Source organism: Aequorivita vladivostokensis (assembly GCF_000952855.1).
GTDB lineage: Bacteria > Bacteroidota > Bacteroidia > Flavobacteriales > Flavobacteriaceae > Aequorivita > Aequorivita vladivostokensis.
The window spans coordinates 447,492-463,664 of the sequence record NZ_JSVU01000001.1; the positions used below are offsets into that span (position 1 = coordinate 447,492).

14 protein-coding genes, 1 pseudogene and 1 riboswitch are annotated in these 16,173 nt (G+C 41.2%); of the genes and pseudogenes, 14 read left to right on the plus strand and 1 reads right to left on the minus strand.

Annotation, left to right across the window (positions count from 1 at the left end):
• The first annotated feature begins 50 nt into the window (after positions 1 to 50).
• The 7 genes from MB09_RS02005 (at position 51) to MB09_RS02040 (ending at position 8,218) form a co-directional block, all read left to right on the plus strand.
• Entirely contained in the window at positions 51 to 1,070 is a 1,020-nt protein-coding gene (locus MB09_RS02005; protein WP_045079171.1) for a GSCFA domain-containing protein, read from the plus strand.
• Between the two features lie 135 nt (positions 1,071 to 1,205).
• Positions 1,206 to 1,733 (plus strand): DUF6252 family protein, encoded by a 528-nt coding sequence (locus tag MB09_RS02010; RefSeq protein WP_131459795.1) that lies wholly within the window; start codon positions 1,206 to 1,208, stop codon positions 1,731 to 1,733.
• 170 nt (positions 1,734 to 1,903) lie between these two features.
• Positions 1,904 to 3,400, plus strand: coding sequence for a T9SS type A sorting domain-containing protein (locus MB09_RS02020; protein ID WP_084709012.1), 1,497 nt, complete (start codon positions 1,904 to 1,906; stop codon positions 3,398 to 3,400).
• 307 nt (positions 3,401 to 3,707) lie between these two features.
• Complete coding sequence (locus MB09_RS02025; RefSeq protein WP_045079175.1) at positions 3,708 to 3,950, plus strand: hypothetical protein; 243 nt, start codon at positions 3,708 to 3,710, stop codon at positions 3,948 to 3,950.
• A gap of 5 nt (positions 3,951 to 3,955) precedes the next feature.
• Positions 3,956 to 5,755, plus strand: coding sequence for a tetratricopeptide repeat-containing sensor histidine kinase (locus MB09_RS16325; protein WP_052671268.1), 1,800 nt, complete (start codon positions 3,956 to 3,958; stop codon positions 5,753 to 5,755).
• Positions 5,756 to 5,836: 81 nt separating this feature from the next.
• A complete protein-coding gene (locus MB09_RS02035; RefSeq protein WP_045079176.1) occupies positions 5,837 to 6,484 on the plus strand; it encodes a response regulator in 648 nt (215 codons plus the stop codon).
• Positions 6,485 to 6,673: 189 nt separating this feature from the next.
• Positions 6,674 to 8,218, plus strand: coding sequence for a M20/M25/M40 family metallo-hydrolase (locus tag MB09_RS02040; RefSeq protein ID WP_045079177.1), 1,545 nt, complete (start codon positions 6,674 to 6,676; stop codon positions 8,216 to 8,218).
• 119 nt (positions 8,219 to 8,337) lie between these two features.
• Here MB09_RS02040 and metK read toward each other — a convergent pair whose 3' ends face one another.
• The gene (gene metK / locus MB09_RS02045) at positions 8,338 to 9,591 is read right to left on the minus strand and encodes a methionine adenosyltransferase (RefSeq protein WP_045079178.1); all 1,254 of its coding nucleotides are present in this window, start codon (positions 9,589 to 9,591) and stop codon (positions 8,338 to 8,340) included.
• Between the two features lie 3 nt (positions 9,592 to 9,594).
• Here metK and MB09_RS02050 point away from each other — a divergent pair, with 3 nt between their 5' ends.
• The 7 genes and pseudogenes from MB09_RS02050 (at position 9,595) to MB09_RS02080 (ending at position 16,138) form a co-directional block, all read left to right on the plus strand.
• Positions 9,595 to 9,786: a hypothetical protein gene (locus MB09_RS02050; protein ID WP_045079179.1), complete on the plus strand. Its 192-nt coding sequence runs from the start codon at positions 9,595 to 9,597 to the stop codon at positions 9,784 to 9,786.
• Positions 9,787 to 9,835: 49 nt separating this feature from the next.
• A riboswitch (SAM riboswitch) is annotated at positions 9,836 to 9,975 on the plus strand.
• Positions 9,976 to 10,101: 126 nt separating this feature from the next.
• Complete coding sequence (locus MB09_RS02055) at positions 10,102 to 11,397, plus strand: O-acetylhomoserine aminocarboxypropyltransferase/cysteine synthase family protein (protein WP_045079180.1); 1,296 nt, start codon at positions 10,102 to 10,104, stop codon at positions 11,395 to 11,397.
• A 36-nt stretch (positions 11,398 to 11,433) separates the two neighbouring features.
• Positions 11,434 to 12,441: an alpha/beta fold hydrolase gene (locus MB09_RS16545; RefSeq protein ID WP_045079181.1), complete on the plus strand. Its 1,008-nt coding sequence runs from the start codon at positions 11,434 to 11,436 to the stop codon at positions 12,439 to 12,441.
• Positions 12,442 to 12,481: 40 nt separating this feature from the next.
• Positions 12,482 to 13,561 (plus strand): annotated as a pseudogene (locus MB09_RS16550) (aspartate kinase); the annotation flags it as partial.
• Between the two features lie 136 nt (positions 13,562 to 13,697).
• Positions 13,698 to 14,132, plus strand: a complete 435-nt coding sequence (locus MB09_RS02070) for an OsmC family protein (protein ID WP_045079182.1) — start codon at positions 13,698 to 13,700, stop codon at positions 14,130 to 14,132.
• A 33-nt stretch (positions 14,133 to 14,165) separates the two neighbouring features.
• Positions 14,166 to 15,179, plus strand: a complete 1,014-nt coding sequence (locus tag MB09_RS02075; protein ID WP_045079183.1) for a homocysteine S-methyltransferase family protein — start codon at positions 14,166 to 14,168, stop codon at positions 15,177 to 15,179.
• On the plus strand, positions 15,176 to 16,138 hold the full coding sequence (locus tag MB09_RS02080; RefSeq protein ID WP_045079184.1) for a pyridoxal-phosphate dependent enzyme: 963 nt from the start codon (positions 15,176 to 15,178) through the stop codon (positions 16,136 to 16,138). Before MB09_RS02075 ends, MB09_RS02080 begins: the two co-directional genes overlap by 4 nt.
• Positions 16,139 to 16,173: the final 35 nt, after the last annotated feature.

Here is a 16,173-nt window from a genome sequence, read left to right on the forward strand (position 1 = left end):
TAAATTATAAACCACAAAGGCACAGGGAACACAGAGATTTTATATAACAGATGAAGCTCCAAACCGAAATACCGCTAAACCCCGAAGAAAATCAAATAGATTATTCCTCCAAAATCCTTTTGATGGGAAGCTGTTTTTCGGAAAACATTGGAAGAAAGTTTGATTATTTCAAGTTTCAGAATCTGCAGAATACGTTTGGGGTAATTTTCAATCCTGTATCGATTGAAAAACTGATTGTTCGTGCAATTGACGACGTTTCCTTTTCCGAAAAAGATATTTTTCAGCACAACGAAGTTTGGAAATGTTTTGAAGCACATTCTGAGCTTTCGGCTTTAGATAAAAATGAATTTTTAGGTAATCTAAATTCGGCTTTGCAAAACCTTCGCGAAGCTCTCTTTTCTGCAACGCATATTATTTTTACTTTTGGAACATCGTGGGTTTACAGAACTGTCGACGCTTCGGCTCCGCTCAGCGACCGTGCTTCGGCTCCGCTCAGCACAGGCGAAATTGTAGCCAACTGCCATAAACTTCCGCAGCAAAATTTTCAAAAGGAATTGCTTTCCATCGAAGAAATTTCAAAAAGCCTTCAAACTATTTTCGATAAAATTTCAACAATAAACCCAGCCGCGACAATTATAAACACAGTTTCGCCAGTGCGGCATATTAAAGATGGTTTCGCGGAAAATTCACTCAGCAAAGCGCATCTCATTTCCGCAATCCACCACTTCTTAAATCTAAAATCGGCTCCCGATAGCTTTCGAGACCTAAATCGTAAATCCTTTTACTTTCCTGCCTTCGAAATCATGATGGACGAACTGCGCGATTACCGTTTTTATGCCGAGGATCTGCTTCATCCAAACAAGACCGCCATCGAGCTTATTTGGCAGAAATTTTCACGAGTGTGGATTGCTTCGGAAACCGAAACCCTTCAAAAAGAAATTACGGCTGTTCAAAGTGGTTTAAACCACAGGCCCTTCAACCCAAATAGTGCTGAACACCTTCAGTTTTCGGAAAAACTTCAATTAAAAATTAGGGAGATTCAAAAACGGTTTCCGCACATTCAGTTTTAGAAAACTACAATCTAAAATCGTAATTCGTATATCAGAATACGTCAATTGCCCTATTGTAAAAACTTTCGGTTTGGGTCAATTTTGCTTCAACATTAATCACGTATTCGCCTATAGCGGAATATTAAACCAAACATTATGAAAACATTTAAAAAATCTATTTTAGTATTAATGGCAGTAGTTGCCGTAAGTTTAACTTCTTGTAAAAAAGATGATGATGGAGGCGATGACCCACAAGGCAGCACTGGAACATTTACTGCAAAAGTTGATGGAAACAACTTTTCAGGAATGCAAGGAACAGTAGTGGCTAGGGTGACCAATTCTGGTGTAGGACAAGCGATTGCCATTAGTGGTGGAACAGAACAGTCTGAAAACCTACAAATTATTCTCACGAGTTTTGATGGCGAAGGTAGCTATGATTTGAATTTTGTTAATATTGGCACATATAGTTTTTTACCAGATCCAAGTAACCCAGATCCTAATACAGTAGTTGTTTATTCAACTGTTGGAACCGGACAAGGAAACAATGGTACGCTAAACATTTCTAGTTACGACGGAAATACAATTAAGGGTACGTTTAATTTTACTGGTTATAATTTGAATAACACTAGTGAGAGTGTTTCAGTAACCGACGGCCAGTTCAATATTGAAGTGACCAATCAGTAATAAATATTTAAAGAAAATCTCTATGTTGAGGTTTTTACGTGGGCCGGGGGCGAAACGTGAGTTTTTCCTCCGGTTTTACTTTTCGTGTAATTAAGGCAATTGCCTTATTGTTTGAATCTCTTGCGATTTTAAACTTTGTAAAACTATTTAATTTATAAAACCAAGCTATTATGAAAATAAACTTACTTAAACCAACATTGTACTTGTTATGGTCAATAATGCTTACTGCCACTGTAAACGGCCAGTGGCAACAAAAAGGTGCTGATTTTTTTGGGTCTGAATTTGATTCAACGGGCAGCTCCATTTCTGTTAGCGCCGATGGAAACACGCTGGCCGTAGGAGCATACCAGGCCGATCCCAACGGGTCGTCATCGGGAAATATGCGCGTATTTTCGTGGAACGGGAATCAATGGGCGCAGCGAGGCCAAACCCTTGAGGGAGAGGCTGCCAACTATAAATTTGGATACAGCGCGTCCTTGACGCCCGATGGAAACAGGTTGGCCGTCGGGGCCACGGGTGCTATGGCCGGTGGAAGAGCTTCTGCCGGACACGTAAAGGTTTTTGAGTGGAACGGCACCTCCTGGCAACAACTCGGACCTACCATTGGCGGAGTTCTCAACGATATAAATTCAGGTTGGTCTGTGTCGTTAGACGAAAATGGCAATACCGTGGCCATTAGTGCCCCACTTGCCGGACCTTCGGGAACACAAATTGGGGAAGTGCGGGTCTATACCTTTGATGGTACCGACTGGAACCAAATGGGCAGTGCCATTGAAGGTGAGAATCAATATGATTATATGGGCCATTGCATAAAACTTTCCGCAGATGGAACAAGAGTGGCCATCGGCACGCATATGAACGACGATTTCGCGACGGATGCGGGCAGTGTTGATATCTACGAATGGAACGGCACCCAATGGAACCAGATGGGCAATAGGCTTACCGGTACTGAAGAAACCGATTGGTTTGGAAAATCGTTGGATTTTTCGGCTGATGGCAATCGGCTGGCAATAGGAGCTTGGCACCACGGAGCCGACCGCGGGCAGGTACGCGCATTTGAATGGGACGGAACGCAATGGCAACAGCTGGGCCAAGCCATAGATGGAGAAAATGACAACTATAATTTTGGTCATTCCGTAGCCCTATCGGCAGACGGCACCACCCTTGTCGCTGGGGCAGTACAGCATCCGGGCGGAGGAGATTTGCGTGGCCAAACCCGCGTATATAGGTTGGTTGGCAATACTTGGTACCAAGTAGATAGCGGGATCAACGGTCTGGTTGACGGCGACTTTGGGGGCTACAATACTGCCATTTCTGCCAGCGGCGAAACCGTGGTTATTGGCATGCCCCTTTCTTCTTCCCACGGAACATTCACGGGTGCCGTGCGTGTTTATGAGGGTGGAGTCTTGGGAACTCAGGACCTCCTTGCCGACAAGAAAATACTGGCTTTCCCGAACCCAACCCATGATCGGTTAATGTTGAAACTGCCAAAAACTTCTGAAACTATAATGGTTGCGCAATACAGCTTGCTGGGGCAGGTAGTGGCAAGTAATAGGTATAATGACATGGCTGAAATTTCATTTGAAATGCAGGGTACGCCCGGCTTGTATTTGGTTTACGTTACGACCCGCTTTGGGGTACAATCATTTCAGATACTGAAAAATTAAACCAACGGTAAAGTAAGGCAATTGCCGTATTGAAACATAGATTTTAAAATGGCAATTTTGTTTTTAAATGTATGATCCAACGAAAAGGAAGGCGGCCACAAAACTTTGTGGGGATAGGGTGTAGGGGCCGTCTGAATTTTCAGGAATTAAGTAGCTAACTAACCTAAAAAACCGCTGATGAAGTGAGGAGCATTGGCAGTTTTTAAAAACCCTTGGGCTACCCCGGGGTTTATTTTTTTTACGGCAGTTACCCTATAAATTTATAAGGAAAGAAAATGTATCTTTAGTTTTTTAAAAGTCTCGGACTATGGGTTTAACAATTATATTCAGCAGCTTGCTCGTTTTTGGTGTCCTCGGGCTCTTGGGGTGGCATTATAAAAGGAAACAGGAGGCCACTGCACAGTTCCGAGGTCGGATGATCCAATTGGAAAATACTTTTAAGTTACACGGAACACAACTTCTTTTTCGGGAACAAGCGCTTTTGAAATATAATTTTCTGAAGTACAACTTATCGGCTGCGCTGCTTGAGCAACCCGAAATCCAATTATAAGTTTTATGCAGAACAATCTCCTCCAGCTTTTGCTGCTTCTGTTGGTTTGGAATCTTCATTCACAGGATATTCAACACCAGAAGGCCAAAATCGATTCCATAAATAAAATCTATGTGCAGGGGCTCAACCTCCCGCAGGATTCCATAGTTGCCATTTTTAAAAAAAACCTAAACGACGCCCGTAAAATAGAATATAAACTGGGCCAGGCTGATGCCCATTCCCAGTTGAGTTTGGTGTATGGATATCAAGGTAATTACGAAGAAAGCACCAAGCAAGCAATTAATGGGATCAAGATTTATGAGAAACTCGGCAAAATGGAGCGTGTGGCAGATTATTATGCGGAATTGGGTTATAGTATGAAATATCGCGATTTGCCCAAGGCCCTTAGCTATATGCAAAAAGGGAAAAATATTGCAGAAGCCAATAATTTTGAGAATGAACTCAAGGATATTTATAATAATTACGGGGTTTTAAAGGAAATAAATAAGGAGCTGGACAGTGCCCTGTTCTATTTTGAAAAGGGCTTGGAGATAAAGCTGAAACGTAACGATACTATTGGCATTCCCTACAGTTGGAGCAATATGGCCGGGACATATGGTTTACAGGGAAATTTTTCTAAATCGAGGGAATATTTCAACAAATCGCTTCAGCAACGTTTACAGTGGGCAGATTCGTTGGGGATTGCCGAAAACTATACCCAATTGGGAGAAGTTTTTATTGCTGAGGAAAAATGGAGCAATGCAATTCCGCTAGTCCATAAGTCGTTGCCTATTTCAAAAAAGAAACAATATCAAAACCTCACCCAGTATAACTACAAGCTGCTTTCTGATATCTATAAGAAATTAAAAAATACAGATTCGGCACTATTTTATTTTGAACAATATGCGGCAGTAAAGGACAGCGTTCACGGATTAAAGGTACAGGAAAGAATTGCGGCCTTGAACGTGGAATTTGATACCGAAAAAAAACAAAACGAAATCCTACAACAACGCGCCCAGCTGGCAGAAAAAGATTTGGAGGTGCGCCGAAAAAACACTTTTATTTTTGGCAGTCTTGGGCTGGCTTTGGTTCTCGGGCTGCTGGGCTATTTACTCTATAACCAGCAGAAGCTCAAAAACCGCCAACTTCAAAAAGAAGGCGAGTTAAAAACGGCTTTGGCAAAAATTGAAACCCAAAATAAACTGCAGGAACAGCGTTTGCGAATTTCTCGCGATTTGCACGACAATATTGGGGCGCAGCTCACTTTTATAATTTCCAGCATTGACAACCTGAAATTCGGCTTTACGGACATTGGTGAAAAACTTGGCAACAAACTTAGCGGAATCAGTGCCTTTACCTCGCAGACCATTTATGAACTGCGCGACACTATTTGGGCGATGAACAAGGAAAACATAACTTTTGAGGACCTGCAGGCCCGAATCGCCAATTTTATTGAGCACGCCAAAAACGCTTCGGAAAAAACCGAATTCTCCTTTAATATTGAAGAGAGTGTTGATGAATCGCATGTCTTCTCATCTGTAGAGGGAATGAATATTTACAGAATCATTCAAGAGGCGGTAAACAATTCATTGAAATATGCCGACGCCGACGAAATCGAGGTGAATATTTCAAAAGGAGATGGGCGGTACCTAATTGAGATTACCGATAACGGAAAAGGATTCGAACCGGAAACGATCGTTATGGGCAACGGGCTAAACAATATGAAAAAACGCGCTCGGGAGATAGGTGGTACACTTCAACTTAAATCCTCTAAAAAAGGAACTTCTATATTGTTGAGATTGGCGAAACCATTTATGGAGAAATAAACTAATACGGCAAATGCCCTATTTTCCGGTTGTCTTTTTTAAGCTAATTTCAGTATCTTTAAACGACTAACCAAACAGAAAATGTTGAAACTCGCCATTGTTGACGATAATTCCTTCCTTATCCACGCCGTAAAGGAGAAACTTTCTTTTTTTGAAGATGTTTCGGTCAAGCATACCTCGTTGAACGGTAGTGAGCTGCTTACAAAATTGGAGGAAAACCACAACCTAGATTTAATATTGATGGATATTGAAATGCCCGTTCTCAACGGCATCGAAACCACGCAAATCGTTAAGCAGAAATATCCACACATCAAAATAATCATGCTTACGGCTTTTGACAATGACGAACATATTTTCAACGCCATAAAAGCGGGTGCGGACGGGTATTTGCTGAAGGAAATAAACCCAAAAGATTTATACGACGGAATTTTGGAAACCTTAAATGGCGGCGCGGCGATGAACCCTTCCATTGCGATGAAAACCTTGAAACTATTGCGAAACCCCATAGATATTCAAAACCTGAAAGACAAGGAGGAAATCTCCCTTTCCACCCGCGAGGTTGAGGTTTTGGAGCAGCTCAGCAAAGGTTTAAGTTATACGGTAATTGCAGATCATCTTTTTCTTTCGCCCAGCACGGTCCGAAAACACATTGAAAATATCTACAAAAAACTACAAGTGCACAGCAAGATTGAAGCGGTGCAAAAGGCGAAAAATCATAATATAATTTAAAGTACCAAAAAATTTAAAATCCAAATTCCAAAAGTCTAGATTTCTCGAAGCTAGGATAAGATTTCAATGGTTTTGACAAGTCTGGATGTTTTTTTTGCTTACGGTTTCCATAAGCTTTTAGTACTCCCAAATATATCGTAGTTTTAGATTTCATTTTTGAAAAAATCTTTGAAACCTAAAATACTTATTATGCAGAAGTTATCCCTTTACATCTTTCTCCTTTTATTACCATTACTGGGCTTTTCGCAGGAAAAGAACACCGTAATTGAAAACATCCAAAAAGAGGCTTACGAAAATTCACAATTAGAAATACTTGGGCACGAATTAATGGACGATATCGGTCCGCGTTTAGTTGGCACGCCCCAAATGCAGCAAGCCCACGATTGGGCCGTTGCCAAATATAAAAGTTGGGGTATTTCCGCAGAAAACCAACAATGGGGCGAATGGAAAGGCTGGGAGCGCGGCATAACCCATATCGATATGGTTTCGCCACGTGTTCAAACCTTAAGCGGGACACAATTAGCGTGGAATCCAGGTACCTCCTCAAAAGGCGTAACTGCTGAATTGATTGTGCTTCCCGAAATAAAGGATTCAATTTCATTCAGAAAATGGTTGCCGAATGTGAAGGGAAAATTCGTGATGGTTGCGATGAGACAGCCCACGGGAAGACCGGACGATAATTGGAAAGAATGGGCCACACCCGAATCTTTTGAAAAAATGAAGACGGAAAGAGAAGAAATGACCAAAGCCTGGAACGAAAACATAAAACGCAGCGGCTACGACCGGAGAAGCATTATTCCAGCCTTGGAAGAAGCCGGTGCAGTTGGCATTGTTGATTCGTACTGGTCCAAAGCTTTTGGCGCGAATAAAATCTTCGGGGCGCGCACCAAAAAAATTCCTACCGTAGATATTCAGTTGGAAGATTACGGTATGCTTTACCGGATGGTAGAACACGGCGACAAACCGAAAATACACGTGGTTGCAGAATCTAAGGATTTGGGGGTAATGCCTGCTTTTAACACCATCGCAGAAATTAAAGGCACTGAAAAACCTGAAGAATACGTAATCCTTTCAGCACATTTTGATTCGTGGGACGGCGGAACGGGCGCAACAGATAACGGCACTGGAACTTTAGTGATGATGGAAGCCATGCGAATTCTAAAAAAAGTATATCCCAATCCAAAACGCACAATTTTAGTGGGCCATTGGGGAAGTGAAGAGCAAGGTTTAAACGGATCTTCTTCCTTCGTTGCAGACCATCCCGAAATTGTAAATAACATTCAAGCGGTTTTCAATCAGGACAATGGAACCGGAAGAGTAAAGAGTATTAATGGCGCTGGATTTTTACAGTCTTATGATTATATTTCACGATGGTTGCGTGCTGTGCCAGATACAATTCGCAAAAATATTGAAACCACTTTTCCCGGCTGGCCAGCAAGCGGTGGCTCAGACAATGCCAGTTTTGTGGCGGCCGGTGCACCCGCTTTCAGCTTGAGTTCTTTAAGTTGGGATTATTGGAATTACACTTGGCATACAAACCTTGATACCTATGATAAAATTGTTTTTGACGATGTGCAAAGCAACGTAATTTTAACTGCAATTTTGGCTTATATGGCTTCGGAAGACGATTCAAAAACTTCGCGCGAGCAAATTATTCTGCCAATTGATGATAAAACAGGAGAACGCCAAACTTGGCCAACACCGAGGGTTCCCCAAAGAAAAGGAGGAATGTAATTTTTTAAATCACAAAAAAATAAATCCCAAATTCCAAAGAGTACACTTGGAATTTGGGATTTGTGTTTTGGAATTTATTTGGAACTTGGTATTTGTCCCGATAGCTATCGGGATGGATTTTACAAGTTGAATGCTTCCTTCACTTTATCAACATAATCCAACTTCTCCCAAGTGAAAAGCTCCACTTCTTTTGTAATTTGTCCATTGTACGGGCTTTCAAAAGTTTTGGTAATCACTTCAGGATTTCTTCCCATATGTCCATAAGAAGCCGTTTCGGAATAGATAGGGTTTCTCAATTTCAACCTTTTTTCAATTGCGGCAGGACGCATGTTGAATATTTCTGAAACCTTTTTAGCGATTTCGCCGTCAGAAAGTTTTATCTTTTTAGAGTTGTAAGTGTTCACCAAAATTGAAGTTGGTTCTACTACACCAATTGCGTAACTAACCTGAACTAAAATTTCGTCTGCAACACCTGCAGCAACTAAGTTTTTTGCAATATGTCGCGCTGCATAAGCCGCACTTCTATCAACTTTACTCGGGTCTTTTCCGCTAAAAGCACCGCCACCGTGCGCGCCTTTTCCGCCGTACGTATCAACGATGATTTTTCTTCCAGTTAAGCCCGTATCTCCGTGTGGGCCACCAATTACGAATTTCCCCGTTGGATTTATGTGGTAGGTAATATCGTCATTAAACAATTTCTGAACGTAATCCGGAAGTTGTTTTTTAACGCGTGGAATCAAAATTTCCGTGATATCCTTTTTGATTTTCGAAAGCATTTTTTCGTCTTCATCAAAGTCATCGTGCTGTGTGGAAACAACAATTGCAACAATTTTCTGCGGAATATTATCGTCGCTGTATTCAATGGTTACCTGGCTTTTCGCATCGGGGCGCAGATATTTTATTGCCGAATCCTCACGGCGCAACGCAGCCAATTCAATCAAGATTTTATGCGAAATATCCAAAGCCAACGGCATATAGTTCTCGGTTTCCTTGGTAGCATAACCAAACATCATCCCTTGATCGCCAGCGCCTTGTTCTTCTTTATTCGCGCGGTCCACACCTTGGTTAATATCCTGTGATTGTTCGTGAATCAATGAAATAACTCCGCAGCTATCGCCACTAAATTTGTATTCGCCTTTTGTGTAACCAATCTTGTTAATTACGTCACGTGCAATATTTTGCACATCAAGGTAGGTATTGCTTTTCACCTCGCCTGCCAAAACAACTTGTCCGGTGGTGACCAACGTTTCGCAAGCTACCTTACTTTCAGGGTCGAAAGCCAAAAAATTATCTAAAAGCGCATCGCTAATTTGATCCGCAACTTTGTCTGGGTGTCCTTCAGAAACGCTTTCCGAAGTAAATAAATAGGCCATAAAATGGTTTTAAAATTTATAGTTTTCAGAAGATTTGACGAAAGCGCCGAAGGGAAGTTTTCACTGCCTTTAGCATTTTTTATTGAGGTTGCAATCAGTCAAATCTTTCCTCTTAATTTGTCTTGGGCAAAAGTAAAAAAATTAAATGAACCGCAATTTTATTTAAAGTTTTTTGGCGAAATATTTGGTTATTAAATTTTTCCGAACATATATTTGCACTCACAAAGTTCAAATCTTTACTGAAATGTTATCAAGAAAGGCCGAGGGAATAGACCCTATGACGCCTTAGCAACCCTTAAATTCCCGCGCAGGTGGGAATCTCATTTAAGAAGGTGCTACATTCTACAACAATCCTGAAAATTCAGAATTGATGATAGATAACGACAAGACAATTTCTTATCTGAAATTGCTTTTCAATTATTCTTTTTAACATTTTTCTATTAAAGTACGTCGCAAGGCGCATTTTGGCTTTTGTTTTAATTTTTTTATTAACTCAAAAAAACTAGAAAAATGAGTACACAAAACAATTTCGCAACAAACTTGTTGCACGCAGGACACGATGTAACCGCCAACGGAGGAACCAGAGCGGTGCCAATTTACCAAACTTCCAGTTACGTTTTTAAAAATAGCGACCACGCTGCAAACCTGTTCAATCTTTCCGAACCCGGATTTATTTATTCGCGCCTTAACAATCCAACTTGCGATATTTTGGAAAAACGTTTGGCGGCTTTGGAAGATGGTATCGGCGCGGTTACCACTGCATCGGGCGCATCTGCCATTTCCACAACATTGCTGACACTGCTTCGCGCGGGCGACCATATTGTGGCGTCCAGCAGTTTGTACGGTGGAACTTTCAATTTGTTAAACGTTACTTTACCGCGTTTGGGAATTACAACCTCGTTTATCGATGGTTCAAATCCTGAAAACTTTGGAAAAGCCGTAAAAGAAAATACTCGCGCAATTTTCATCGAATCCCTCGGAAATCCGAAGTTGGATGTTTTGGATATCGAAGCGATTGCCGCTGAAGCAAAGGCGAATAAAATTCCACTAATTGTGGATAATACGGTCGCTTCTCCGGCTTTGTTGAACCCTATTGCGCACGGTGCAAATATTGTAATCCATTCCCTCACAAAATACATCAACGGAAACGGGACAACACTGGGTGGTGCAATTATTGACGCAGGAAATTTTGATTGGGCCAACGGAAAATTCCCTGAATTTACCGAACCCTCTGCAGGTTATCACGGTTTAGTTTATTCCGAGGTTTTAAAGGAAGCCGCTTTTATCGCAAAAGTACGCCTTGAGGGGCTTCGCGATTTCGGCGCGGCTTTGAGCCCGTTTAGCGCTTTTCAGATTATTCAAGGTTTGGAAACTCTGGAAATTAGAATTAAAAAACACAGCGAAAATGCGCTGAATATCGCCAAATGGCTTCAAAGTAGAGAAGAAGTAGCTTGGGTGAATTACCCCGGTTTGGCGGATAATCCGTATTTCAACCTCGCCCAAAAATACCTTCCCGAAGGACAAAGTGGCTTGGTTACTTTTGGCGTAAAAGGAGGCTTCGAAGCTGCGAAAAAAGTAGTTGATAATGTGAAGTTATTTTCACTTTTAGCAAATATAGGCGATACGAAATCCTTGATAATTCACCCTGCTAGCACAACGCACCAACAGTTAAACGAAGCAGATCAAACGGCCTCGGGGGTAAGTCAAGATTTAATCAGACTTTCCGTTGGCTTGGAAAATATCGACGATTTAAAGACAGATTTGGAACAAGCTTTCAAGAGCGTTTTTAAAGAACAATTGGTTTAGAAAATCTCAAATCTCACGTCTCAAGTCTCAAATCTAATGTCTCACATCTCAATTCTAACAATAGCAGATTACACCACAAAAAGTGGAGTTAGCCTCAAAAATCTTCCCTTAAGCTACCAAGTTTTTGGGAAGCAATTGGGCACGGCTCCCGTGGTTTTGGTAACGCACGCGCTTACCGGAAACAGCAATGTTTGCGGTGAAAAAGGCTGGTGGAAAGATTTAATTGGCCCTGAGAAATGTATCAATAGTGAAGAATATACAATTCTATCATTCAACATTCCAGGCAATGGATACGACGGATTTTTAATTGAAAATTATGAATACATAACCATTTACGATGTTGCCAAATGGTTTTTAACAGGATTGCAACTACTTAAAATATCGAAAGTTTTTGCAGGAATCGGAGGTTCTTTGGGCGGAAGTATTCTTTGGCAAATGGCAGTTTTAAAGCCTGCATTATTTCAAAATATAATTCTAATTGCTACGGATTGGAAAGCGACGGATTGGTTAATTGCGCAATGCAGAGTTCAGAAGCAGATTTTATATAATTCTGAAAATCCTGTGCACGATGCGCGAGTACATGCGATGACTTTCTATAGAACCCCGCAGTCTTTTAAACAGAAATTCAATAGAAGTTTAAACGAAGCGAAGCATATTTTCAATGTTGAAAGTTGGTTGCTTCACCACGGTGAAACCTTACAAAAACGCTTTCAATTACAAGCCTATAAATTGATGAACCACTTGTTGGTTACCTCAGATTTTAAAACAGAGGAAGCGTTTTTGAGTATGGCATCTAAAATTGAAGGAAACATCTATTTGGTGGGCATTGACAGCGACGGATTTTATTTAAACGAAGAGATAAAAGAGACGTATTCCGCATTAAAACCTTTAAAAGACAACGTGCATTTTGCCGAAATAAATTCCATTCACGGGCACGATGCATTTTTAATTGAATACGAACAATTAACGGGAATTCTGAACCCCATTTTTAATTCAGAATTAGTTACAAAAACAAAAAATTATGAGCACGCAAGTATTGGATAATCCGGTTTTGCACCGAATTGACCTAAACAGTATAAAAAAGAAAAAAATAAACATAGCCATTTTTGGACACGGAAATGTGGGTGGCAAATTGGTAGATCAAATAATCTCCTCGAAGGAAGAAATCTCCCGAAGACGCGATTTGGAACTGAATATTTTCGCAATCGCAAATTCAAAAACGGTTTTGCTTCAGCAACAAGGTTTGAACAAAAATTGGTTGGAAGAAAAGCTGGAAACTGGACAGTCTTATAATGTGGAAGAAGTAATTTCCTTTGCAAAATCCAACAACCTTCAAAACCTGATTTTAGTTGATAACACAGCAGATTCTGGCTTCGTTCAAAATTATTCAGCTTTTGTAGAAAACGGTTTCCATTTGGTTTCTTCAAACAAAATCGCCAATACGTTGGATTTGAATTTTTACAAAAAACTTCGTGAAAAGTTGACTTCAAAAAAGCGGCAGTATTTATATGAAACCAACGTAGGCGCTGGACTTCCGTTGATAGATACCCTTAAACTTTTGCATCTTTCGGGTGAGAATATAACGCGAATCCGCGGGGTGTTTTCTGGTTCGTTGAGTTATATTTTCAATACTTTTTCCGAAGAAGATAGAACGTTCAGCTCGGTTTTAAAATCGGCAATCGACAAAGGATTTACAGAACCCGACCCGCGCGAAGACCTTTGTGGCAATGACGTTGGACGGAAATTGCTTATCTTGGCGCGTGAATTGGATCTGCACAACGAGTTTGCGGATATTTCAATTCAAAACTTAATTCCGAAGGATCTGCGGAACGTTTCAAAAGAAGAATTTTTAAAGCGATTAAAAGAATTGGATGTACCGTTTCAAATTAAAAAGAAGAATCAGGCGAAGGATTCGGTTTTTCGTTACGTTGCAGATTTGCACGGCGATTTATCAAAGGAAACCGGTGCCTTTTTGGATGTAAGTTTAGCTTCTGTTCCCAAAAATAGTATGTTGGGAGCATTGAAAGGCAGCGATTCCATTTTTGAAATTTACACCGAAAGTTATGGCGACAATCCAATAGTTATCCAAGGTGCGGGCGCTGGCGCAGCGGTGACGGCCCGTGGCGTTTTTGGCGATATTTTGCGAATAAGCGATAAAGATTAAAAAAGACGTAAGACATAAGACCGCTTCGCTAAAAGACAAAAGACTTTTGACAAAAAAAATCCTGTATAATTTAGTCCTACCTCCTACGTGTTACCGTCCTATGTCATTTCTAATTAAACGATAAACAAAATAAAATATGAAAGTTACCTTAAACAGAATAAACGACAACTATCTTTTTGAAGCAAAAGGCGCTTCCGGAGTTCCAGTTCTAATCGACAACAAAACCGACGAACCTTCCAAAGGCGCAAGCCCAATGGAGCTTTTACTAATGGGTGTTGGCGGTTGTAGTGCGATAGATGTTGTTTCAATTTTGAAAAAACAACGGCAGGAAATCACTTCCTATAAAATGGAGGTGGAAGGCCAGCGAAAAGAAGTACGCGAGGCAAAACCGTTTGAAGCAATACATGTAACGCTACATTTGGAAGGCAAGATTGACGAGGCCAAGGCTGTCCGTGCCGCTAAGTTGAGCTTTGAAAAATATTGCTCGGTTTCAATTACGATGGAAGCCTCGGTAAAAATCACGTATAGTATTGAGCTAAACGGAAAATCGTTGGATGTAATAGGAGTTTAAAAACTTTCTGCAAGGTTTCTAAAACGAAAAGCAATGAATAAAATACAAAAGGAATTACAAAACCGAATCCTAATCCTCGACGGCGCCATGGGCACGATGCTGCAGCGCTATAAATTTTCGGAAGAAGATTTCCGCGGCGAGCGGTTTAAGGATTTTCATAAATCGGTACAAGGGAATAACGATTTACTTTCTATAACCCAGCCACAAGCCATTGCTGAAATCCATTCCAAATATTTCGCAGCAGGAGCCGATATTGTTGAAACCAACACATTTTCCAGCACTACTATTGCAATGGCAGATTACGATATGCAGGATTTGGTTTATGAATTGAATTTCGAATCTGCAAAAATTGCAAAAAAAGTTGCAGATGAATTCACTTCGAAAGAACCCAACAAACCACGTTTTGTAGCCGGAGCAATGGGGCCGACAAACAAAACCGCCAGCATGAGCCCCGATGTAAATGATCCAGGTTTTCGCGCTATTTCATTTGAAGAACTCCGCGTTGCCTACAAACAACAGGCCGAGGCCTTGATTGATGGCGGCGTGGATTTGCTTTTGGTTGAAACCATTTTCGACACTTTGAACGCAAAAGCAGCCCTTTTCGCAATTGATGAAATTAAGGAAGAGCGAAATCTCGACATTCCAATTATGATAAGTGGAACCATAACCGATGCTTCCGGAAGAACACTTTCGGGGCAGACGGCGGAAGCATTTCTGATTTCAATTTCGCATATTCCACTTTTGAGCGTAGGTTTCAATTGTGCTTTGGGCGCCAAACAACTCACGCCCCATTTGGAAGTGATTGCAAACCGCACCAATCTTGCCGTAAGCGCCTATCCAAATGCGGGTCTGCCAAACGCCTTTGGGGAATATGACGAAAGTCCTGAGCAAATGGCTTCGCAGGTAAAGGAATATTTAGACAAACAATTGGTGAACATCATCGGCGGTTGTTGTGGCACCACGCCCGAGCACATTAAAGCCATTGCTGAAATTGCTTCAAAATATAAACCGCGACCTGTTTTTAATTCTGAAAATGCTGCCGTATGATTCCCACTAAACAAGAAGTTGAGGCGGCTTGCGAACGTGTAAAACCATACGTTCACAATACCCCTGTGCTAAAATCTTCTTTTTTGAATGAACTCTCGGGTGCCGAAATTTTCTTCAAATGTGAGAATTTCCAAAAGATGGGCGCTTTTAAAATGCGGGGCGCAACCAATGCCATTTTACAAGCCTGCCTGCCGAATGGGCAGGTTTCTGACGAACAGAAGAAGAATGGCGTGGTAACCCATTCTTCTGGGAATTTTGCGCAAGCCCTTTCTTTGGCTGCGAAAAATCTTGGCGTAAAAGCATACATCGTAATGCCAGAAAATGCGCCACAAGTGAAAAAGGAAGCTGTAAAAGGTTACGGTGGAATTATCACAGAATCAGAATCAACCCCGATTGCGAGAGAAACCGAAGCCGAACGAATTCAAAAAGAAACCGGAGCAACATTTATCCATCCTTCAAACGACAGAAATGTTATTCTCGGCAATGCAACTTCAGCAGCGGAATTACTTCAAACTCATCCCGATCTCGATTATGTTTTCACACCAGTTGGCGGCGGCGGATTGATTGCGGGGACTGCACTTTCGGTAAAATATTTCGGCACTGATTGCAAAACCATCGGCGGCGAACCGTTTGAAGTTGACGATGCTTTTCGATGTCTAGAAAGCGGGAAAATAGAATTCAACGAAACCACGAATACAATTGCCGATGGATTGAAAACATTCCTCGGCGATGTCAATTTCCCGATTATAAAAGAATTGGTTTCAGAAATAATCAGGGTTGAAGAAACCGAAATTATTTCAGCAATGAAACTTATTTGGGAGCGGATGAAAATAATCGTGGAGCCCAGCAGCGCAGTTGCTTTTGCGGCTTTACTTCGCGAAAAAGAACGGTTTAAAAATAAAAAAGTTGGAATATTAATTTCCGGCGGAAATGTGGATTTAATGAATTTGCCATTTTAAACTCTGTGCTCTCTGTGCCTCTGTGGTGAAAAAAT